This is a genomic window from Streptomyces sp. NPDC055287 (assembly GCF_053646035.1).
Genome location: NZ_JBSHNE010000001.1, coordinates 411,967 through 433,234, shown reverse-complemented (window position 1 = coordinate 433,234; position 21,268 = coordinate 411,967). Strand labels below are relative to the sequence as shown.

At 71.9% G+C, this 21,268-nt stretch carries 17 protein-coding genes and 1 pseudogene; 10 read left to right on the top strand and 8 right to left on the bottom strand.

Going from position 1 to position 21,268, the window contains the following annotated elements; all coding sequences use genetic code 11:
- Window positions 1–58: 58 nt before the first annotated feature.
- Window positions 59–676, bottom strand: a complete 618-nt coding sequence (locus tag ACWIHY_RS01860; RefSeq protein ID WP_454373574.1) for a dihydrofolate reductase family protein — start codon at window positions 674–676, stop codon at window positions 59–61.
- 198 nt (window positions 677–874) lie between these two features.
- Here ACWIHY_RS01860 and ACWIHY_RS01855 point away from each other — a divergent pair, with 198 nt between their 5' ends.
- Complete coding sequence (locus ACWIHY_RS01855) at window positions 875–1,615, top strand: SDR family NAD(P)-dependent oxidoreductase (RefSeq protein WP_454373573.1); 741 nt, start codon at window positions 875–877, stop codon at window positions 1,613–1,615.
- 81 nt (window positions 1,616–1,696) lie between these two features.
- On the opposite strand, the gene alc is transcribed toward ACWIHY_RS01855, so the two are convergent.
- Window positions 1,697–2,812, bottom strand: coding sequence for an allantoicase (alc, locus tag ACWIHY_RS01850; RefSeq protein WP_454373859.1), 1,116 nt, complete (start codon window positions 2,810–2,812; stop codon window positions 1,697–1,699).
- Window positions 2,812–4,149: an allantoinase AllB gene (gene allB, locus ACWIHY_RS01845; RefSeq protein WP_454373572.1), complete on the bottom strand. Its 1,338-nt coding sequence runs from the start codon at window positions 4,147–4,149 to the stop codon at window positions 2,812–2,814. The genes alc and allB overlap by 1 nt, the downstream gene beginning before the upstream one ends.
- A gap of 331 nt (window positions 4,150–4,480) precedes the next feature.
- Between allB and ACWIHY_RS01840 the strand changes: the two genes are divergently transcribed.
- A complete protein-coding gene (locus ACWIHY_RS01840) occupies window positions 4,481–5,281 on the top strand; it encodes an IclR family transcriptional regulator (RefSeq protein WP_454373858.1) in 801 nt (266 codons plus the stop codon).
- A gap of 58 nt (window positions 5,282–5,339) precedes the next feature.
- Here the strand turns inward: ACWIHY_RS01840 and ACWIHY_RS01835 are convergent.
- The 3 genes and pseudogenes from ACWIHY_RS01835 to ACWIHY_RS01825 form a co-directional block, all read right to left on the bottom strand.
- Window positions 5,340–5,453 (bottom strand): annotated as a pseudogene (locus ACWIHY_RS01835) (ABC transporter ATP-binding protein); the annotation flags it as partial.
- Between the two features lie 14 nt (window positions 5,454–5,467).
- Complete coding sequence (locus ACWIHY_RS01830; RefSeq protein ID WP_454373571.1) at window positions 5,468–5,776, bottom strand: DUF5955 family protein; 309 nt, start codon at window positions 5,774–5,776, stop codon at window positions 5,468–5,470.
- A 134-nt stretch (window positions 5,777–5,910) separates the two neighbouring features.
- On the bottom strand, window positions 5,911–7,755 hold the full coding sequence (locus ACWIHY_RS01825; protein ID WP_454373570.1) for a serine/threonine-protein kinase: 1,845 nt from the start codon (window positions 7,753–7,755) through the stop codon (window positions 5,911–5,913).
- Between the two features lie 95 nt (window positions 7,756–7,850).
- Between ACWIHY_RS01825 and ACWIHY_RS01820 the strand changes: the two genes are divergently transcribed.
- Both ACWIHY_RS01820 and aceB read left to right on the top strand, forming a co-directional pair.
- On the top strand, window positions 7,851–8,462 hold the full coding sequence (locus ACWIHY_RS01820; protein WP_454373569.1) for a nucleotidyltransferase family protein: 612 nt from the start codon (window positions 7,851–7,853) through the stop codon (window positions 8,460–8,462).
- Window positions 8,463–8,679: 217 nt separating this feature from the next.
- Window positions 8,680–10,299: a malate synthase A gene (gene aceB / locus ACWIHY_RS01815; RefSeq protein ID WP_454373568.1), complete on the top strand. Its 1,620-nt coding sequence runs from the start codon at window positions 8,680–8,682 to the stop codon at window positions 10,297–10,299.
- A gap of 69 nt (window positions 10,300–10,368) precedes the next feature.
- Here the strand turns inward: aceB and ACWIHY_RS01810 are convergent, their stop codons facing one another.
- Window positions 10,369–11,592 (bottom strand): PucR family transcriptional regulator, encoded by a 1,224-nt coding sequence (locus tag ACWIHY_RS01810; RefSeq protein WP_454373857.1) that lies wholly within the window; start codon window positions 11,590–11,592, stop codon window positions 10,369–10,371.
- Between the two features lie 68 nt (window positions 11,593–11,660).
- Entirely contained in the window at window positions 11,661–11,813 is a 153-nt protein-coding gene (locus ACWIHY_RS01805; RefSeq protein WP_454373567.1) for a hypothetical protein, read from the bottom strand.
- A gap of 181 nt (window positions 11,814–11,994) precedes the next feature.
- Here ACWIHY_RS01805 and ACWIHY_RS01800 point away from each other — a divergent pair, with 181 nt between their 5' ends.
- From ACWIHY_RS01800 to ACWIHY_RS01775, 6 genes are all read left to right on the top strand, one after another.
- Entirely contained in the window at window positions 11,995–12,960 is a 966-nt protein-coding gene (locus ACWIHY_RS01800) for a DUF3068 domain-containing protein (protein WP_454373566.1), read from the top strand.
- 136 nt (window positions 12,961–13,096) lie between these two features.
- Complete coding sequence (locus tag ACWIHY_RS01795; RefSeq protein WP_454373565.1) at window positions 13,097–14,248, top strand: glycosyltransferase family 4 protein; 1,152 nt, start codon at window positions 13,097–13,099, stop codon at window positions 14,246–14,248.
- Between the two features lie 6 nt (window positions 14,249–14,254).
- Entirely contained in the window at window positions 14,255–14,974 is a 720-nt protein-coding gene (locus ACWIHY_RS01790; protein WP_454373564.1) for a class I SAM-dependent methyltransferase, read from the top strand.
- The gene (locus ACWIHY_RS01785) at window positions 14,971–19,236 is read left to right on the top strand and encodes an alpha-(1->3)-arabinofuranosyltransferase domain-containing protein (RefSeq protein ID WP_454373856.1); all 4,266 of its coding nucleotides are present in this window, start codon (window positions 14,971–14,973) and stop codon (window positions 19,234–19,236) included. Before ACWIHY_RS01790 ends, ACWIHY_RS01785 begins: the two co-directional genes overlap by 4 nt.
- A complete protein-coding gene (locus tag ACWIHY_RS01780; RefSeq protein ID WP_454373563.1) occupies window positions 19,233–20,531 on the top strand; it encodes a condensation protein in 1,299 nt (432 codons plus the stop codon). The genes ACWIHY_RS01785 and ACWIHY_RS01780 overlap by 4 nt, the downstream gene beginning before the upstream one ends.
- Window positions 20,528–21,268, top strand: a complete 741-nt coding sequence (locus tag ACWIHY_RS01775; RefSeq protein WP_454373562.1) for a class I SAM-dependent methyltransferase — start codon at window positions 20,528–20,530, stop codon at window positions 21,266–21,268. Before ACWIHY_RS01780 ends, ACWIHY_RS01775 begins: the two co-directional genes overlap by 4 nt.

Here is a 21,268-nt window from a genome sequence, read left to right as displayed (position 1 = left end):
GGTGGTGTGGAGACTTCGGCGGCTCGCACGCGGAACGATCACCGTACCCGCGCGTCCCTCACTGGTCGAGCTCGAATGTGCCGTACGACGGCCTGCCCGCGGGCCGGTAGGTGTGGATGGCGGTGCCCGCCTCGGTGGTGGTGCTGGCGGTCAGTTCGAACGAGGTCGGCAGCCCGCCGTCCGCGAACAGCCGCTGTCCCGCGCCGAGGACCACGGGGTAGGTCAGCAGGTTGTACTCGTCGATGAGGTCGTGCCGCATCAGGGACCGCGCGAGCTCGCCGCTGCCGTGGATCTGGAGTTCACGGCCGGGCTGCGCCTTCAGGCGTCCGACCTCTTCCACGAGGTCACCGGTGACGACGCTGGAGTTGTTCCAGTCGGCCGTGTCCAGGGTCCTGGACACGACGTACTTCGGCAGATTGTTGAGACGGCTCGCGACCGGGTCGTTCTCGTCGGTCACCTTCGGCCAGTAGTCGGCGAAGATCTCGTACGTACGCCGGCCGAGCAGGAAGGCGTCGACGCGGTCGAACACCCCGGTGACGAACCGGCCCATGCCTTCGTCGGCGAAGGGGACCAGCCAGCCGCCGTGCTCGAATCCTCCGCTGGTGTCCTCCTCGCGGCCGCCCGGCGCCTGCATGACGCCGTCGAGCGTGAGGAACGTGGTGAGCGTGATCTTCATGGTCCCAAGCCCTTCTTCGGTACGTGTCACCAGCTCTGACTCCACGCTCGCACGGAACTCATCGGCCGACCCGGACACGGCGTCCGTTTGCCGCCAGCGCGCGCCGCCTGCCGCCGGTTTCATTGAACCCGCAACCATTACTGCGCACCTCACCCCTGCGCAGCTCACTACTGCGGACACACGGAAGAGGCAGCCGACATGGCTTCACTGAACGGCAGGACGGCCCTGGTCACCGGCGGCAGCCGCGGCATCGGCGCGGCGATCGCGCTGCGGCTCGCACAGGACGGCGCGGACGTGGCCCTCACCTACGTACAGGACGAGCAAGCCGCCCGGGAGGTCGTCCAGAAGATCGAGTCGACGGGCAGGCGCGGCATCGCGCTGCGGGCCGACGCGGCGGACCCGGCGGCGGTCACCGCCGTCGTGGGCCTTGCCGCCGACGAGTTCGGCCGGCTGGACATCCTGGTCAACAACGCGGGGATCGGCGTACTGGGCCCGATCGGGACTCTGACGCTCGCGGACGTCGACCGGGTGCTGGCCGTGAACGTACGGGCGATGTTCCTGGCCGCGCAGGCCGCTGCCTCCAGGATGGAGCGCGGCGGCCGGATCATCTCGACCGGCAGCTGCATGGTCCAGCGCGTGCCGGGACCCGGTGGGACGCTGTACGCCATGAGCAAGGCGGCTCTGACCGGCCTGAACAAGGCCCTGGCCCGGGAGCTGGGCGATCGGGGCATCACGGCCAACCTCGTCCACCCGGGACCGGTCGACACGGACCTCAACCCGGCGGACGGCCCGTACGCCGCGCAGCAGAGCGGGTTGACGGCCCTCGGCCGCTTCGGCGCCGCGGACGAGGTGGCGTCGGTGGTCGCGTTCCTGTCGAGCGACGAGGCCGCGTACATGACCGGCTCGGAGGTGGCGGTGGACGGCGGCCACGCGGCGTAGAGCCCCGGGGGCAAGGGGAACGGAGTGCACCGGGGCCGTCGCGACCCGGTGCACTCCGCGTTCGGGGAACCCGCGGGGGTGTCAGCCGGCCAGCTCCTGGTGGCGGGCGGCCAGGCGCGTCGCGCCCGTCCCGGTCAGGGAGCCGAAGAGACGCAGGCGGGAGATGCCGCCGTCCGGGAAGATGTCCATCCGGATCTCGGTCGCCGCCGGGACCGTGTCCAGCACGAATCGGTGGTTCGTGTCGGGCTGGAGCCGGGTCCGGGGCAGGATCTCGGTCCAGTCGCCCTCGGCTCCGTCGCGGACCGAAAGCGCGGCCCAGCCCGCCGAGTTGCCCTTCAGGTACGCCGTGTCGATCTCGACCGCGCGGATCTCGGCCTGCTCCACCAGGTGGTAGTGGATCCAGTCGTTGCCCTTGTCGCGGCGGCGGCGGGTCTCCCAGCCGTCGTCCATCTTGTGCGAACGGCCCGGCTGGATGGTGTTGGTGGCCGGGGAGTAGAAGCGGTCGGAGGCGTCCTCGACGCGGCCGCCGTTCTCGAGGGCGACGAGGTCGAACGTACCGAGAGTGGCCAGCCAGGCCGGGTCGGGTGCGACCTCGCCGTAGACGCGCAGACGGGCGATGCCGCCGTCGGGGTGCTGGTTGACGCGCAGGTGGGTGAAGCGCTGCTCGACGTCGACGGCGAAGCCGTTGGCCGCGTGGCCGCCGACTGCCGTACGGGGTACGAGAGTCACCCACTTCACCTCGCCGGAGAGGAGGTCCTCGGGGGACGGCGAGCCGGGCACCGAGGTGGCCTCGACGGAGACCGCCTGCGGGTAGTTGCCGCGGAAGTGGGCGGTGTCGATGACGACTCCGCGTACGACACCGGGCGCGCCGAGCCGTACGAGGGCCCAGTCGTGGTCCTCGTCGGTCGGGTGGGGCTGCTGGGCGCCGGCACCACGGCGGCGGCGGGTCTCCCAGCCGTCCATGATCTTGCCCTTGTGGCCGAAGTGCTCCGGGTCGAACTCCGCCGCTCCGGGCCGCAGCATGTTCTCGCGCTCGGCGAAGAACTCGTCGTTGGCGGCGATCACGCCCGCGCCGAGCCGCCGGTCGGCGAGGTCCGCGAGGTGCGTGAAGGGGAAGTCCGCGGTGCGGTAGTCGGCGTACGGGTCGCCGCCGCCGTACGGGTTCGCGTCACCGGTGAAGGAGGGGGTCACCACGATCAGTTGTTCCTTTCGAGCAGCCGGCCGGTCGGCTCGGCCAGGGTCCCGTTGTCGGCGATGCGGACGCCGCGCAGCCAGGCCGACTTGACGACGCCGTACAGGGTCTTGCCCGCGTACGCCGTGACCTGGTTGCGGTGCTGCAGCTCCGCCGGGTCGACGGTGAAGGTCTCGTCGGGCGCGAGGACCGCGAAGTCGGCGTCGCGGCCGGCCTCGATGGCGCCCTTCTGCGCCAGGCCCGCGAGCTCGGCGGGCGCGGCGGACATCCAGCGGACGACGTCCTCCAGCGAGCGGCCGCGGCGCCGGGCCTCGGTCCAGATCGCCGGGAGGCCCAGCTGGAGCGAGGAGATACCGCCCCAGGCGGAGGCGAAGTCGGGGGTCTTGAGGTCCGTGGTGCACGGGGAGTGGTCGGAGACGATGCAGTCGATCGTCCCGTCGGCGAGCCCCTCCCACAGCGCGTCCTGGTTCTCGGCCTCGCGGATCGGCGGGCAGCACTTGAACTCGGTCGCGCCGTCCGGGACCTCCTCGGCCGTGAGGGTGAGGAAGTGCGGGCAGGACTCGACAGTGATCCGTACGCCGTCGCGCTTGGCGGCGGCGATCAGCGGCAGCGCGTCCGAGGACGACAGGTGCAGTACGTGGACCCGGGCGCCGAGGCGCTTGGCGTGCGCGATCAGGCCCTCGATCGCGGTGTTCTCGGCGTCGCGCGGCCGGGAGGCGAGGAAGTCGGCGTACGCCGGTCCGCTCTTCTGCGGGGCCGCCTCCAGGTGGTGGGGGTCTTCGGCGTGCACGATCAGCTGGCCGCCGAAGCCGGAGATCTCCGCCATGGACCGGGCGAGCTGCTCCTGGTCGAGCTCCGGGAACTCCTCCACGCCCGAGGGCGAGAGGAAGCACTTGAAGCCGAAGACGCCGGCGTCGTACAGCGGGCGCAGGTCCTTGACGTTGGACGGGATCGCGCCGCCCCAGAAGCCGACGTCGATGTGCGCCTTGCTGCGGGCGACGTCCTGCTTGGTGCGCAGGTTGTCGACCGTGGTGGTCGGCGGCAGCGAGTTCAGCGGCATGTCGAGCAGCGTGGTGATGCCGCCGGCGGCGGCCGCGCGGGTGGCCGTCCAGAAGCCCTCCCACGCGGTGCGGCCGGGGTCGTTCACGTGGACATGGGTGTCGACGAGGCCGGGGAGCAGGACGTCGTCCGCGAAGTCCTCCAGCCGGGCCCCGGCCGGCACCTCGGCGTCGTACGGCAGCACAGCCGTGATCTTCCCGTCGGCGACGGTCACCGATGCGGCGCGCGTCCCGTCGGGGGTGACGACGCGCGTCGAGCGCAGTACCAGGTCAACGTCGGGCACCTTGTCCCTCACTTCCGTACCAAAAACAAGGCTGAGAAATTCAACGAACTGTTGAAGGAGTCTTCACTCCGACACCTCCTCCGTCAAGACTCCCCCCGGCCGGCCCTCTGGCGCCGCCGCGATTTAGAGGTTTCCATGAAGTGGAACAACAATTTCGACCAGCAGAAGGTAGCTACCCACAGGACTGCCGCCCGAGGATCTTCGGAAGTGACGGCCGACACAGGGACAAACACCCTCTGACCGGCGGGGACGTCTTGACGCAGACCGTGTGCTCCGCGCAGGCGGCGGGTAGGCTGCTGCCTTGCCCATCCGCCTCGAAAGGACCGTTGACGTGCCGTCGTCCAACGCCACCACCGACGCTTCAAAATCTGCTGCGCCCAGCGGTGGTGTCCAGTCCCTTGAGCGCGCTTTCGATCTGCTGGAGCGGATGGCCGACGCGGGCGGCGAGGTCGGTCTCAGCGAGCTCTCGGCCAGCAGCGGTCTGCCGCTGCCGACGATCCACCGCCTGATGCGCACGCTCGTCGCCTGCGGTTACGTACGCCAGCAGACGAACCGCCGCTACTCGCTAGGCCCGCGCCTCATCCGCCTCGGCGAGAGCGCGTCCCGGCTGCTCGGCACCTGGGCCCGCCCGTACCTGGCGCGGCTGGTGGAGGAGACCGGCGAGACCGCGAACATGGCGCTGCTCGACGGCGACGAGATCGTGTACGTCGCCCAGGTGCCCTCGAAGCACTCGATGCGGATGTTCACCGAGGTCGGCCGCCGCGTCCTCCCGCACTCCACGGGCGTCGGCAAGGCGCTCCTCGCGCACACCCCGCCGGAGGAGGTGCGCGCCCTGCTCGCCCGCACGGGCATGCCGACCGCCACCGAGAAGACGATCACCACCCCCGAGGGCTTCCTGGACGCCCTGGAGCAGGTCCGCAGGGCCGGTTACGCCGTGGACGACGGCGAGCAGGAAATCGGCGTCCGCTGCCTCGCCGTGCCGGTGCCCAACTCCCCCACCGCCGCGGCCATCTCCATCTCCGGTCCGGCGGGCCGGGTGACGGAGGCCGCGACCGAAAAGATCGTTCCCATACTCCAGGAAGTCGCCCAGGACCTGTCCGTCGTGCTGACCAACAACGGCACACCGGGCTGACCCAGGACGTACGCGCAGGTCAGAGCGATGGGCCGACGGCCGAAACACGGCCGTCCGCTCGTCCCGAGAGGTGGGCCATCACCTGGAGCTGCTCGGCCGAGGTGAGGGAAGGCAGCAGGTTCGGCTGCTGGAAGGCCTGGCCGAGCGCGTCGCGCAGCAGGTCCGCCCCTGCGCGCCTGCACCTCGTCAGCCGCGGCTCCCGAAGAGCTCGACCGCGTTGCGCACCTGCGACATCGCTTCCGCCAGCGCGCTGACCGAGCCGATCGACCCGGCGACCAGCAGCAGCGAACGCCGCAGCCGCATGATCTCGGGCACGCCGCTGAGGGCCATGGCGTGCAGCGACGCCAGTTCGTCCTCAGCGACCCCGCGGTCCGGCAATTCGGCGGGGTGTCCGGCCAGTTCACGGCGCAGCCGCGAGACGGCGGCACGCAGCTCCGTCACGCGCGGGTCCTCACCGTTTCCGGTCACGCACCTCTGTTCCACACTTCTCAACAAGGTCTCTCCCCCTCGCACAGCCACGTGCAGGTCCTGCCAGTGGTTCAGCCCCGTACGCCGCTGGTCGGACGGCGTACACGGGGGCCGGGGGTCAGTTAACGCCAATCGGCGGGCGCTACGCCACTTGGCCCTGCTCAGCTGCCCGAGCCGGTGGCGGCGGCGTTGCGCCAGACGGTCAGGTCCAGCGTCATGTACGTACTGGGCGAATCCTCGGCGGAGAAGCCCTGAACCGTCACGACGCCCATGTGTCCCGTGCCCGTGGTGACGCAGACCTGGCGCCCCTTCGAGAGTTTGTTCACATAGACCGTTTCGGTGAAGCGGGTGTCTGCGCGGCAGGCGGCGAGCGATCCCTGCTGCCCCGGATCGAGCAGCACCAGGGTTCCGCCCTCGCTCTCGGCGTCGAGGTATCCACCGGTGTCGTAGGAGAGGTCGTACGAACCGTCCTCGCCGCTCTGGGGCCGGACGTCGTCGTCGGCGAGGGACAGGTGGTATCCGGCGGTGAGGTTGATGCCCTTGAAGTCGGCGGGCTTCGGGTCCGGCTTGGCCTCGGGCTCGGGCTCGGTCTCCTGAACGGAGCCGGCATCCGCACCCGAGGGAGACCCGGCGGGATCGGCCGCGCCGCCGGCCCCGTCGCTCTGCCGCTCGTCCTGCGACGAGCCCCCGCCCTGCGTCTGCTTCCCGTCGTCCGTGAGCAGGGCGTACGTCAGGCCGCCACCCGCGACGGCGAAGACGAGCACGGCGGCCAGGGCCACGAGCAGGCTCTTGCCCGCGCTCTTCGGCGGCTGGGCCGCCGGCGGCGCGGGGTGTCCGGGGTACGGGTGGGCGTGCGTCGGCAGCTGGGTGGGGGCGTAGGCGTGGGCGTGGGCGTGCACCGGAGGCGGCGTGCTGTGCGGCTGAGCGGCCTGGGGCGCCTGGTGCGGCGCGAGCGGGCCGAAGCCCGGGGGCGGGGTCGCCGGGGCGACCGGTGCGGTGGGTGAGTACGCCGGGGCCACGGGCGCGGTGGGCGAGTAGGCCGCGGGCGCGGCGGCCGGGGGCGGCGGCGTCTGGAGCGGGGCGGGAGCGGCCGCGCGCACCGTGATGTCGGCGGCGACGGCGCCCGGCAGCCAGTCCTCGGGGCGGCGCAGGACGGTCTCGGCGTTGGCGGACTGGCAGAGCCCGATGACCTCGGTGACCGAGGGCCGGTCCGCCGGATCCTTGGCGAGGCAGCGGCTGACCAGCTCCATCAGCCGCTCCGGGACCCCGGTGAGGTCGGGCTCCTCGTGGACGATCCGGTAGAGCACCCCGTGCGAGGTGCCTTCGCCGAAGGCCGGGGATCCGGTCGCCGCGTACGCCGCGACCTGGCCGAGGGCGAAGATGTCGGTTGCGGCCGTCACCTTCTTCCCGGCGGCCTGTTCCGGGGCCATGAACGACGGGGTGCCGATGGTGACGCCGGATCCGGTGAGCGAGGTCGCGTCGGCGGCGTACGCGATGCCGAAGTCGATGACGCGGGGGCCGTCGGCGGCGAGCAGCACGTTGGACGGCTTGAGGTCGCGGTGCACGATGCCCGCGCCGTGGATGACGTGCAGGGCCTCTGCCATGCCGGCGATCAGCAGCAGTACCGCCTCGACGGGCAGCGCCCCGTGCGCGACGACCGCGTCGGCGAGCGAGGGGCCCGGCACGTAGGCGGTGGCGAGCCACGGCTGCGCGCCGTCGGTGTCCGCGTCGATGACGGGCGCGGTGAACAGACCCTGCACACGCTGCGCGGACTGCACCTCCTGCGCGAACCGCCGGCGGAATTCGGGGTCCTCACCGAACTCGGGCCGGATCACCTTGATGGCGACGGGCCGGCCGCCCGGCGTGTACGAGAGATACACCTTGCCCATGCCGCCCGCGCCGAGCTTGGCGGCCAGCCGGTATCCGGCGATGGTGGTCGGGTCGTCACCCGCGAGAGGCTGGAAGACCTGGGAAGCACTGTCCCGGCCCGGCTGCTGACCACTCATCAAACTCATGTCTCCCACGCAGAACGCCGATATCGAACGGCACCCTATCCAAGGAGGGACCGTCCGCGCCTGTTCCGATGAGGTAAGCAGAACCCATGGCACATACAAGAGATGACGGAGCCTCGGGCGTCGCGGGGCTCCTGCTCGCGGCGGGCGGCGGGCGGCGGCTCGGTGGCCGGCCGAAGGCGCTGCTGGAGTACCGGGGGCGGCCCCTGGTCGAACACGCGGTACGGGTCCTGCGCGAGGGCGGTTGCGGCCCGGTGCACGTGGTGCTGGGCGCGGCGTCGGCGCGGGTGCGGGAGCGCGCCGACCTGAGCGGGTGCGTGCTGGTCGACAACCCGGTATGGGACGAGGGAATGGGCTCGTCGCTGCGGGCCGGGCTGGCGTCCCTGGCCGGCACGGGAGCTCCGGCCGCCCTCGTCTCGCTGGTGGACCAGCCGGGGATCGGGGCGGCGGCGGTGGCCCGGGTGGTGGCCGCGTACCGCTCGCCCGCGAGCCTCGTGGCGGCGGCGTACGACGGGAAGCGCGGGCATCCGGTGCTCTTCGGCGCCGAGCGGTGGGAGGACATCGTGACGACTGCGACGGGCGACCGGGGGGCACGCGCCTACCTGAAGGAGCACGAGAGCGCGGTCACGCTCGTCGAGTGCGGGGACGTGGCCGCGGCGTACGACATCGACACGCCGGAGGACCTGTTCCACTTGGAGTGACCGGGGTGGCACTGAGCGACAGTTTCTGTCGACTCGGAGAATCTCGACATCAACAGACCGTTGAACTTCCACCATGAGGAAACTACTATCCACACGTCAGAAGCGCCCTGCACCACCCGGCGGCGCCCGCGACCGTACCTCGGAGCCATGGCACTCTGTGCCGTTCTCAGGCGACCCGGCGGCCGGCAGGCCTCGCCCGCGTAAGGAGTGACAGCTCATGTCCGCACCAGCGCCGTCCCCGCTGGCCATCGTCGATGCCGAGCCCCTGCCGAGGCAGGATGAGGTCCTGACCGACGCGGCTCTCGCCTTCGTGGCCGAGCTGCACCGGCTGTTCACGCCCCGCCGTGACGAGCTGCTCGCCCGCCGCGCCGAGCGCCGCGCCGAGATCGCCCGCACGTCCACGCTCGACTTCCTCCCGGATACCGCACAGATCCGTGAGGGCGACTGGAAGGTCGCGCCGGCCCCGGCCGCGCTCAACGACCGCCGCGTGGAGATCACCGGTCCGACCGACCGCAAGATGACCATCAACGCCCTGAACTCGGGCGCGAGGGTCTGGCTCGCCGACTTCGAGGACGCGTCCGCTCCCACCTGGGAGAACGTCGTCCTCGGCCAGCGCAATCTGATCGACGCGTACGCGCGCCGCATCGACTTCACCGACCCGAAGTCCGGCAAGACGTACGCCCTGAAGCCGGCCGAGGAGCTGGCGACCGTGGTCATGCGGCCGCGCGGGTGGCACCTCGACGAGCGCCACCTCCGGTTCGACGGCCGCCCGGTGCCCGGCGCCCTCGTCGACTTCGGCCTGTACTTCTTCCACAACGCCAAGCGGCTCATCGAGCTCGGCAAGGGCCCGTACTTCTACCTGCCGAAGACCGAGTCGCACCTCGAGGCGCGGCTGTGGAACGAGATCTTCGTCTTCGCGCAGGACTACGTCGGCATCCCGCAGGGCACCGTCCGCGCGACCGTCCTGATCGAGACGATCACGGCGGCGTACGAGATGGAGGAGATCCTCTACGAGCTGCGCGACCACGCGGCGGGCCTCAACGCGGGCCGCTGGGACTACCTCTTCTCCATCGTCAAGAACTTCCGTGACGGCGGAGCCAAGTTCGTCCTCCCGGACCGCAACGCGGTCACGATGACGGCCCCGTTCATGCGGGCGTACACCGAGCTGCTCGTCCGCACGTGCCACAAGCGCGGCGCGCACGCGATCGGCGGCATGGCGGCCTTCATCCCGTCCCGCCGCGACGCCGAGGTCAACAAGGTCGCCTTCGAGAAGGTCAAGGCCGACAAGGACCGCGAGGCCGCCGACGGCTTCGACGGCTCCTGGGTCGCGCACCCGGACCTCGTCCCGATCGCGATGGCGTCGTTCGACGCGGTCCTGGGCGAGAGGCCGAACCAGAAGGAGCGCCTGCGCGAGGACGTGTCGGTGGCGCCGGGTGACCTGATCGCCATCGACTCTCTGGACGCGGTCCCGACGTACGAGGGTCTGGTCTCGGCCGTCCAGGTCGGCACCCGCTACATCGAGGCGTGGCTGCGCGGTCTGGGCGCCGTCGCGATCTTCAACCTGATGGAGGACGCCGCCACGGCGGAGATCTCCCGCTCCCAGATCTGGCAGTGGATCAACGCGGGCGTCGTCTTCGAGAACGGCCAGAAGGCCACCCCGGAACTGGCTCGCAAGATCGCCGCCGAGGAACTGGCCGCGATCCGCGCGGAGATCGGTGACGCGGCCTTCACCGCCGGAAAGTGGCAGCAGGCGCACGACCTGCTGCTCACCGTCTCGCTCGACGAGGACTACGCGGACTTCCTCACGCTGCCGGCGTACGAGCAGCTGCGCGGCTGATCACCGCCGCCCAGCCGTTCTCCGCCCCCGGGACCGCACAGCACCGGGGGCGGAGCCGTGTCCGCCCCCTCACCGGATCGGCTCGCTCAGCTCGCCCCGTAACCGCTGCGCCCGCAGCACCAGTTCGAGTTCGAAGCGGCGGTCCGGGTCGTCGACCTCGTCGCCCCACAGTTCCCGTATCTGCCGCATCCGGTAGCGCACGGTCTGCGGATGCACGCCGAGCCTGGCCGCCACCTCCGGCGCCCCGCCCCGCGTCTCCAGCCACGCCAGCAGGGTCTCCGCGAGCCGTCGCCCCTGTGTGGGTCCGCAGTCGGCGAGCGGCGCGAGGCAGCGGCGGGTGAGGTCGCCGATGAGTTCCTCCGGCGGCAGCAGCACCAGCGCCTCGGTGTACTCGGTGCAGTGCAGCAACCGCCCGGAAGGCAGCAGCCCCCGCTCCATCAGGCGCACGGCGGCCGTCGCCCAGCGCAGCGACTTCGCTGCCTCCGTCAGTGCCACCGCCGGCCCGAGCGCCCCCGACCAGCCCTTCATCGACCGGCGCAGCAGCTCGGGCCGCCCCGCCAGTCCGGGGTCGGGCACGATCATCAACGGCTGCTCGCTCTCCATGTCGAGGAGTACGCCCTGTCCCACGGCCGGTGCGACGCTTTCCCGGGCCGGGCGCAGCAGCACGCCCACGGCGACACGCTCGGGCAGCGCCCAGCCGATCCGGGCGGCGTGCTCGGCGAGCGAGCGGCTGCGCGCGGGGCCGGCGGGCCCGCCGTACTCCGCGATCAGCGCCTGGGTCAGCTTCCGCTGCAGCCGCAGGCGTTCGCCGGCCTGCCGCGCGGCGGCCTCGGCGTACCCGCGCACGGTCTGGTCCACCAGCCCGTCCAGGAAGGCGAATCCGGACTCGGCCAGTTCGTACATCGCGGGTGGCGGGATGCGTACCTGCTGCCCGATCTCGGCGAACCGCCGCCAGGCGAGGCGGACGCCGAGCCGGTACATCGCCTGGAGCGAGTCGAGGGACCGGCCGTGCAGCCCTTCGCCTCGCCCGAACTCCTGGAAGACCTCGAGATGAACGTGCGGGCGCCCTTTTTCCAGCACCAGATGCTGCACGAAGTCCTCGAGAGCGCGCCGGATGCCGACGAGGGCGATCAGCTCGCCCGATTCGTCGACGAGCAGGGGCAGCTTGGGGTGTTCGCGGCAGATGCAGTCGAGGATCTCCTGGGCGAGCGACGGCACTTCGCGCATGGCCCGGTCGGTGAACTGCCGTAACTGGAGGCGGGGTACGTCCGCCCATGCCGAGTCGTCGCCCATCTGTCGCTCCCCGTCCACTGCGGTCGCTTCCACCGCGGTCGCCTCCCCCGGCGGCAGTCCCACCGGGGTCACTTCCGGGGAGTCGCCGACTCGTAGCTGATCAGCGGCACATTGGGCTGGTCCGGGGTGGCGTTGAGCAGTGCCACGACGGCGAGGGCGGCCCCCACGGCGAGGGCGGCGGCAGCAACGATGGTCAGCGCTGCTGCAAGGAGTCTGGACATGGTCGGGTCAGCCTCTCTGACGCTGTGACCCCACCGGTGTCCCGCCGGCCCCGTCCGGCAATGGACCAGTGTTGGCATTGCATTGACAGCCCGTCAAGAGGACGCCTACGGTTCCCGGCCCATACGCATGTGCACGTATCCGCCGAGCCACCCGCCGCCGGCCCCCTCTGGAGTCGCCCGTATGCGTCGCACCGCTTCACCCCTGTCGCTGGCCCTGCTGGGCGCCGGCGTTTTCCTGCTCGTTCTCGCTCCGCTGCTGGCCTGGTACGTCGAGCCACGCGCGAAGCGCACACCGGTCGACGTGGACGTCACCACGGTCTTCACCGGGACCGGCAGCTACTTCGACACCACCGAGATCAAGACCGTCACGGGCGAGAAGCTCACGATCACCCGCCAGGTGCGGGGCGATGTGGCCGACAGCGAGAAGAGCGGCCGGGCCGTCTGGGACGTCTCGACCTCCGTCGACACCGGCACCACCCTCCCCGCCGCCGACACCCACGACTCGCTCCAGTGGACGCTGGAGCGCTGGGTGACCGACCGCCGCACGAACGAGCCCGTGCACTGCTGCGGCGAGAAACCGGCCTTCGACGGGGAGGCGTACCTCAAGTTCCCCTTCGACGTGCAGAAGCGCTCGTACCGCTGGTGGGACAACACGCTCGGCTCGACCGTCCGCCTCCGCTTCGCCGGTACGCGGACGATCCAGGGGTACGAGGGCTACCGCTTCACCGGCGCCGTCGAACCCAGCCGGACCGGCACCCGGATGGTGCCGGGGCGGCTCGTCGGGCTGCCGAAGCGCAGCCAGGTGCTGGCCGAGGAGTGGTACGCCAACCACGGCATCGAGCTGGTCGTCGACCGGCGCACGGGCCGCATCGTGAACGCCGCGATCGGCCCGCGCAAGACGCTGCGCGCACCCGGCGGGAAGCGCGACAAGGTGGTCCTGCTGGACAGCCGCCGGCTGGAGTTCACGCGCTCGACGCAGCGCGCCCAGATCGACCTGGCGTCGTCCGACAGCGACCGGCTGAAACTGGTGGGGGAGACACTGCCGATGGGCGGCGGCGGGGCGGGAGCGCTGCTGGCGGCGGCAGGGGCGGTGTTCGTCGTCCGCGGGCGGGAACCGCGAAGGAGCACGCCCGTCATCACGATGTGATGACACATCAGCTCACACTGGGCCGGAAATTGTCACCAAGGTGAGTAGCCGCATCGAACAGCGTGCCGAAAACTGTCCTCCCCACCCCGAGCACGGCCCCACCGGTTCCGCACCCCTGAAACGAGTTGGAGCTCGCATGCCCCAGCACGTGCCCCCCACCCTGCACGATGCGAAACCCCAAGAGACCCGCACCGCGCTTCCCCACCCCACTTCCCCCCACCCCCGCCGGATCGTGTTCCTCTCCCGCCGGGATCTCGGCAACCCCGCCGCCGGCGGTTCCGAACTCCTGGTCGACCGCCTCGCGGACGGCCTGACGGCCCTCGGCCACCAGGTGACCCTGCTGTGCGGCGGCCCGGCGGCGTACCGCGACTACCGGGTCGTCTCCGCGGGCGGCGACCTCGGCCACTTCATCAAGGCCCGCCATGCCTTCGCCCGGCAGGTCGGCGACTGCGACCTGCTGGTCGAGGTCTGCAACGGCCTGCCGTACCTCACCCCCCTCTGGCACCGCGGCCCCACCCTGTGCCTGGTCAACCACGTGCACACCGAGCTGTGGGGGATGCGCTACCCGGGTCCGGCCGCCGGTCTCGGACGCCGCCTGGAGCACTGGGCGCTGTCGGCGGCGCAGCGCGAGAACCTGCTGGTCGCCGTATCGACATCCACCGCGGCCGCGCTGGGCGCGCTGGGTGTGGACCCCGCCCGCATCCGGGTCGTGCACAACGGGGTCGAGCAGCCGGTGGAACGCGCCCCGCGTTCCACGGAGCCCCTCTTCCTGGCGATGGGCCGCCTGGTCGAGTACAAGCGCATCGATCTCCTCCTGCGCCTCTGGGAACGGGTGAGACCGGTCACCGGCGGCAGGCTGCTGATCATCGGCGAGGGCCCCGAACGCCACCGTCTGGAGGCGCTCGCCGGACCGGATGTAATCTTCAAGGGCCACGTCTCCGAAGCCGAGAAGCACCAACTCCTCTGCGCGGCACACCTCTTGCTCCACCCGTCCGCGGTAGAAGGATGGGGCCTGGTGGTCACCGAGGCGGCGACCCGGGGCACCCCCGCGATCGGCTTCGACGTACCCGGCCTGCGGGACTCCATAGCCGACGGCGTGACCGGCGTACTAACCCAAGGCGAGAGTTCGTTCGCCGCCGCCTGGTGCACGCTCGCCCTGAGCACCGAACGCCGCGAGGCGATGGGCCGCGCGGCCGCAGCGCGGGCCGCGCACTACCGGTGGAGCAGTACGGTGCGCCAGTTCCGGGCGGTGGCGGCGGAGGCGGCCCTCTCCCACCGGCGGCGGTGAGCCACGGTGAAGGACCCTTCCCTGCACAGGTCCGTCACCCTCTTCCGGGCCTTCATGCACGAGCAGTCGGACCCCGACCGGTGCTACGCACTGCTGGCCCGTGACGCCGCCGACCAGCTGGAGCGGTACGAGCCGCTGGCGGGCAGGGTCGTCGTCGACGTCGGCGGCGGAAGCGGCCACTTCACCGAGGAGTTCCGCAAGCGCGGGGCGCACAGCTTCCTCTTCGAACCGGACGTACGGGAACTGAAGGGCCGCAGCCCCGAGGGTGCCGTCGTAGCCGACGGCTATCTGCTCCCCCTCGCGGACGGCGCGGCGGACATCTGCTTCTCGTCCAATGTCCTGGAGCACGTCGAGGACCCGCGCACCTTCCTCAGCGAACTGGTACGCGTCACAGCGCCCGGCGGCCTGATCTACGTGTCGTTCACCAACTGGTACTCCCCGTGGGGCGGCCACGAGTGGGCGCCCTGGCACTACCTGGGCGCCGAACGGGCCCGCCGCCGCTACGAACGCCGCACCGGGCGCGGCGCCAAGCACACCCTCGGCGAGAACCTCTTCGCCATCCACATCGGCACCACCCTGCGACAGGTGCGGGCGCGCACCGACGTGCAGCTCGTCACGGCACGCGCCCGCTACTGGCCGTTCCTCCCCGGCGTCGTACCGAAAATCCCCTTGCTGCGCGAGTTCGCCACCTGGAATCTCCTCCTCATCCTCCGGCGGTGTCCATGACGACCACCCTCCAGGCACCTCCCAGGACGCCACCGCCCCCACCCGCCGCCGGCCCACCCCAGCCCCGCTCACGCCGCTGGCTGCTGGGCTTCTGGGCGGCGACGTTCATGGCGTTCCTGGCAGCGGCACCGGGCAGGATGACGTTCGAGACCAAACTCGGCGTGGCGCTCGACCCGTTCAGGTTCCTGTCCGACCTGGGCGAGCTGTGGCACAGCAGGGCCGGCTTCGGCGGCATCTTCGACCAGTACGTCGGCTACGCCTTCCCGATGCTGCCGTTCTACGCCCTGGCCGATCTGCTGCACGTGCCGGTGTGGCTGGCGGAACGCCTGTGGCTCTCCATCGTCGTGACCACCGCGTTCTGGGGCGCGCTGCGCCTGGCCGAGCGCCTGCGCGTCGGCTCGCCCGCGACCCGCCTCCTGGGCGCGGCGGCGTACGCCCTGTGGCCGACGTACACGATCGTCATCGGCTCGACGTCGGCGGCCGCACTGCCGGGAGCGCTCCTCCCCTGGGTCCTGCTGCCCCTCACGAACCCCCGCACCACACCCCGAGTCGCAGCGCTCCGCTCGGCGCTCGTGATCCCCTGCATGGGCGGAGTGAACGCGGCGTCGACCCTGGCCGCTCTCCTGCCGGTGGCGCTCTACCTCCTCTCCCGTCCGCCGACACCCCGCCGCCGCGCGCTGATCGCGTGGTGGGTGCCGGGAGTGCTGCTCGCCACAGCCTGGTGGGTCGTCCCACTCCTCCTGCTCGGCGTACACGGCGAGAACTTCCTGCCGTACGTCGAACAGGCGGAGACCACCACGGCGACCATGTCCGCCACGGAGCTGCTGCGCGGCGCGGGCAACTGGACCGCCTATCTGCACTTCGGCGAGGCGTGGCTGCCCGCGGGCTGGACGGTCGCCACGGCAGCCGTGACCGTCCTGGGCTCGGCCCTCGCCGCCGCGCTGGGCCTCGCGGGCCTGGCCCGCCGGGACATGCCGGAGCGGCGCTGGCTGCTCCTGATCACCCTCTGCGTGGCAGCCGTCACCCTGGCGGGATACGGCGGTTCCCTGGGCGGGCCGTTCCACTCCACGGTCCAGGACTGGCTGAACGGGCCGCTGGTCCCCTTCCGCAACATCTACAAGTTCCAGTCGGGCCTGGCCCTGGCCCTGTTCCTGGGCCTGGCGCACATGACGGCGACGGCCACCGCCCCGAAGCGGGTCCGCCGTCTGGCACCACCCCTCACCGCGCTGCTCGTCCTCCCCGCCCTGGCCCTCCCGTACCTCAACGGCAACATCCTCCAGCCCGGTTCCTTCACCGGGCTCCCCGCGCACTGGAAGGCGACGGCCGGCTGGCTGGAGGAGTACTCGCCGGACAGCCGCGCCCTGGTGGTCCCGGCCACGGCGCACGGCCTCTACACCTGGGGCTCCCCCATCGACCAGCCGCTCGACGTGCTCGCCGAATCCCGCTGGGCGCAGCGCGACTATGTGCCGTTCGGTACACCCGGCAACCGCCGCGCCATGGACGCGGTCGAGCAGGCACTCACCACCGGTGCCGAAGTGCCGGGTCTGAGCGACTACCTGAGCCGTGCGGGCCTGCATTACGTAGTCGTACGCAACGACCTGGACCCGGACCAGATGGGCTACGTACCCCCGCAGACGGTGAAGCGCACGCTGGAGGAGTCCGGCTACCGCCGCACCACGGGCTTCGGCCCCGTGCTCACCGGCGGCCGCATCCCGGACGACACCCCTGTCCAGGTGGAGGGCCTCTACCCACGGCAGCAGGCGGTGGAGATCTACGAGCCGCCCGCGTCCACCAAGCGCCCCGGCCGGGCGGACATCACCCCGGTGGCCGACACCACGATCGTCAGTGGCGGCCCCGAGGCACTCCTGCGCCTGTCGGGCGACCCGGCCATGCGCAGGCGTCCGGCCGTACTCACCGGCGACAGCCACCCCGGCCTGGGTGATCCGGCGGTCCAGGCGGCGGCCGACGGTCTGCGCCGCGCCGACACCCGCTTCGGCCTGGTCAATTCGAACACGTCCTACACCTACACCGCCACCGAGAAGAACCACCCGCAAAGCCTCCAGGACCCGGGCCGCGCCCCCCGTCAGATCCTTCCGACCCGAGGCATCGAGCACCAGACCACGGCGGTACTGCGCGGTGCCAAATCGGTGCAGGCGTCGAGCAGCGGCAACTGGCTGTTCCATCTGCCGCAGTACGACCCGGTGAACGCCTTCGACGGAAACCCCGACACGGCGTGGGCGGAGGGCAGCGCGGCAGAACCCACCGACGAATGGCTGCGCATAGCCTTCACGTCCCCCACGTCACTCCCCTCACAGATCCGCGTGACGCCCCTGCCGTCCGACGGAGTGAGGGCCGCACCCACAGCCGTACGCGTGGAGACGGACAACGGCAGCAGGACGAGCCCCCTGCACCCCAACGGCACCACCCAGCAGATCAACGTCCCACCGGGCACCGCCACTTACCTTAAACTGACCATCACGAGCGCCCAGCAGGGCCGTCCAGGCCTCATGGGCGCGGGCTTCACCGGCATCGACATCCCGGGTGTGCAGGTGACCCGGCTCCTCGCCCTCCCGCAGGACGGGGACCCGGACCTGATCTCCCTGCACCGGGGCAGCGACCCGGGCGGCCTCTCGCCCGTATCGGCGGAAGTGGGCCTGCACCGCCAGTTCTCGACCACCACGAAGGGCACGTACGCCCTCCGCGCGACGGCGCTGCCCGTGCCGGGCGACGAGCTGGACGAACTCCTCTACAGCCTCGCCCCCGAACAGCGCCGGCGGCTGACGGCCACGGCGGACTCGACGTCCCGCCTGGGCGCCTCCCTCAGCCCGCGCAACCTGGTCGACGGTGACCTCACCACGGCGTGGACGGCCGGCAACAATCCGACCCTGCACCTGCGCTGGCCGGGCAAGCGGTCCATCGGCGAAATCGTCTTCGCCGCGGCCGGCGGCCTGTCCACCCGCCCGGAACAGGTGGAGATCAGTTCCCCCGACGGAGCCGCGACGGCCTCGGTGGACGAGAACGGCCTGGCCCGTTTCGAACCGATCAGGACCGACCGCCTGGACATCAAGATCACCCGCTCGGCGCCCCTCACGGTCCACAACCCGGTCGCGGACGGCGAGATGCAGCTCCCGGTGGGCCTGAGCGAGGTGTACGTACCGGCACTGGACGAGTTCCGGGTCCCGCAGCCGGAGCCCACGGAAACCTTCCGGCTCCCCTGCGGCCAGGGTCCGGTCCTCGCCATCGACGGCACCCTCCACGCCACAACGGCGGAGGGAAAACTGAGCGACCTCACGGAACGCCGCCCCATCCAGGTCTCCCTCTGCGCGGGCCCCCAGCGCAACGGCAAGGCAAGCCTGTCCGCCGGCACACACCGCGTGGAGGCCGGCGACAAGGGCCCGCTGGCCCTGACCGACATCACACTCACCAGGAACAAGGCCACGCCACCCGCGAAGCAGTCCCGCGCTCTGAAGGTCCAGGACGCCGCGGGCGACCGCCGGTCCCTGACGGTGGGCGCGGGAGAAGCGTCGTACCTCCAGACGTACGAGAACGCGAACGCGGGCTGGGAGGCCACCCTCAACGGCCGGAAACTGCCCTCGGTCCGGCTGGACGGCTGGCAGCAGGGATGGCTGGTCCCGGACGGCGCGGGCGGCGAGGTGCGCATGGAGTACAAGCCGGCGCGGGTGTACGAAGCGGGCCTGATAGGCGGCGCGGTGGCCCTGGCGGCCCTGGTGGCCCTGACGCTGTACCGCCGCAGGACCCCCGCCCCACCCACGGACCCCACTCCCGTGCCACCCCCACCGGGTCCCGTCCTCGGCCTGGCGGCGTTGACCCTCGTCCTGGCCATAACGGCGGGCCCGCTGGCCCTGCTGGTCCCGCTGCTGGCAGTAGTGGCCCACTTCCGCCACACCCTCCTTCCCCCCACAGCCCTGCTGGCGATGACGGCGGCGGGCATCGCAGCGGCCCTGCAGGCGGGCGCTCCCGCCTCGGCCTCGGAGGGCGCGTTCGGCCCCGCGGCCCAACTCCTGGCCCTGACGGCGCTGACAGCGGCCCTGGTGACAACGGCCAGGGCCCCGAGCACCGCCACCGGCATCCCGGGGGTGCCGGGTGAGGACGTGCCGGGGCGCTCCCCGCAGGGCGTCGAACCCAACGAGCCCGAACCCTCAGGCACCGCAGCCCCCGGGGCCCCGGGCACAGGCACCCCGCACACGGACACCGGGACCCCGGACCAAGGGGCCGGCCCCGGCGAGGAGAAAACCAAGTGACCGCGCTAGAGCACCCCGCCCGCCCCGGCAGCCACCCCCGCCGCGTCCCGTTCACCGTCGTGGACGAAGTCACCCGCCACTGCCTGCACCCCCGTGTGCCCGAGACCGTGCACATCGAGGTGCACCTGCCCGCCCGCCCCGACCCCGCCCGCCTGCGGGCCGCCTTCCACGAGGCCCTGCGGCGCCACCCCCGCATCCTGATGCGGGAGGCCCCCGGCCCCTGGTACCGACGCCGGTACGAATGGGAACTCACCCCCGGCCCCGACACCACGGTCGTGACGTTCCCCCCGCCCACCCCTGACGCCCTCACCGAGGCCCGGGCCCGAGCCCTCTCCTTCGCACCCCCGCTCACCCTCTCCCCACCCGTACGCCTGGAGGTCGTGGACCGCGTACTCCTTCTCACCATCAACCACACCGCCCTCGACGGCCCCGCCTGCCTCCGCATCCTGGCCACCGCCGCCGAGATCTACGGCGGCCGGGACAACTCCCCCGCCACCGCGCCCCCCACGCGTGCCCCCGCCCCCCACGCCACCCGGAACCAGCCCGCGCCCACCCCCCGCACCGGCTTCGCCCCGGTCGCGCGGGTAGCCCGCGGCACACCCGCCTCAACCGCCCCCAACGGCATGCTGACCGCCGACCTTCCCCTGCCGACCCGCCCGCGCGACGCGCCGTACACGGTCAACGACCAGCTCATGGTGGCTACCGCCCGCATGATCGCCGCGTGGAACCGTGAGCACGGCACCCGGCCGCGCCCGATGCGGATCACGATGCCGGTGGACGACCGCTCGCGGGGCCTGGACATGCCCATCGGCAACGGCACCCGCCTGGTGGAGGTCCCGTACGCCCCCGAGGAGCTGCCCCACTCCCCCGACATCCCGGAGCTGCTGCGCCGCACAGCGCTGCGCACCCGCACCCTGAAGGCAGTCCCGCGCCCCCAACTGGGCCACGGCGCCGCCCTGCTCACCGCCCCCGTACTGCCCGTCGCACTGCGGGCGGCGTTCACCCGCACGCTGCGCCGGACAGCCGCGCCGTGGACGTCGACCACCCTCCTCAGCAACATCGGCCGGGTCCCTTACCCGCTGGACTTCGGCGAGGGCACGGGCCGGGCGACGGCCGTCTGGTTCTCGGCGCCCGCCCGCATGCCGCGCGGCCTCACGGTCACCACGGCAAGCACGGCGGGCCGCCTGCACCTGGCCCTGCGCTGGTCGTGCGCCCTGCTCGGCACGGCGGACGGCGAACGGCTGCGCGACCTTTTCGCCGAGTACCTGGACGCCACGTCCGGAGGAGCCACATGACAGCAGCGACAAGGGCCACCCCACCCACCCTCCAGGACTTCTACGAGAACCCGGCCGTCCCGGTGGCCTCCGGCACCCCCCGCACCCTGCGCCAGGCCCGCATCCTCGCCGCCGCCCTCCCCGCCCCGGGGGCGACCGTCCTGGACATCGGCTGCGGCGACGGCACAGCGGCCGCCACCGCCGCGCCACTCCTCCGCGGCCACCGCCTCATCGGCGTCGACTGGTCCCAGGACGCGCTGCGCCGGGCATCCGCCCACCTCACCCATGTAGTACGAGGAGAACTGACCAACGACGGCCTGCCGTTCGCCTCGGGAACAGCGGACGCGATCCTCTTCAGCGAGGTGATCGAGCACTTGGTGGACCCCGACAGCGCACTGGACGAACTGCGCCGAGTCCTGGCCCCCGGCGGCCACCTCATGCTCTCCACGCCCAACCTCGCCGCCTGGTACAACCGGGCCCTGCTGCTCACCGGAACCCAGCCCGTCTTCTCGGAGGTGAGCCTGCGCGCCGTCCACGGCCGGCCCGGCAGCGAGGTGGTGGGTCACCTCCGCCTCTACACGGCCCGGGCCTTGCGCCAATTCCTCACCAGCTCGGGCTTCGAGGTCGTCCGCATCACCGGCGCCCCCTTCCACGGCGTCCCCCGGCCCCTGCGCCCGTTCGACCGGCTTATCTGCTCCGCCGCCCCCTCCGCCGCGTCGATCCTCCTGGCGCACGCCCGCCGCCGCCCCGGGGGCTGA

Bases quoted from the DNA above. Each gene is read 5' to 3' on its own strand.
- ACWIHY_RS01795 (WP_454373565.1), top strand. From the start codon at position 13,097: ATGCCCCAGCACGTGCCCCCCACCCTGCACGATGCGAAACCCCAAGAG.
- ACWIHY_RS01800 (WP_454373566.1), top strand. From the start codon at position 11,995: ATGCGTCGCACCGCTTCACCCCTGTCGCTGGCCCTGCTGGGCGCCGGC.
- ACWIHY_RS01785 (WP_454373856.1), top strand. From the start codon at position 14,971: ATGACGACCACCCTCCAGGCACCTCCCAGGACGCCACCGCCCCCACCC.
- ACWIHY_RS01775 (WP_454373562.1), top strand. From the start codon at position 20,528: ATGACAGCAGCGACAAGGGCCACCCCACCCACCCTCCAGGACTTCTAC.
- ACWIHY_RS01805 (WP_454373567.1), bottom strand. From the start codon at position 11,813: ATGTCCAGACTCCTTGCAGCAGCGCTGACCATCGTTGCTGCCGCCGCC.
- ACWIHY_RS01820 (WP_454373569.1), top strand. From the start codon at position 7,851: ATGGCACATACAAGAGATGACGGAGCCTCGGGCGTCGCGGGGCTCCTG.
- ACWIHY_RS01825 (WP_454373570.1), bottom strand. From the start codon at position 7,755: ATGAGTGGTCAGCAGCCGGGCCGGGACAGTGCTTCCCAGGTCTTCCAG.
- aceB (WP_454373568.1), top strand. From the start codon at position 8,680: ATGTCCGCACCAGCGCCGTCCCCGCTGGCCATCGTCGATGCCGAGCCC.
- ACWIHY_RS01860 (WP_454373574.1), bottom strand. From the start codon at position 676: ATGAAGATCACGCTCACCACGTTCCTCACGCTCGACGGCGTCATGCAG.
- ACWIHY_RS01810 (WP_454373857.1), bottom strand. From the start codon at position 11,592: ATGGGCGACGACTCGGCATGGGCGGACGTACCCCGCCTCCAGTTACGG.
- ACWIHY_RS01855 (WP_454373573.1), top strand. From the start codon at position 875: ATGGCTTCACTGAACGGCAGGACGGCCCTGGTCACCGGCGGCAGCCGC.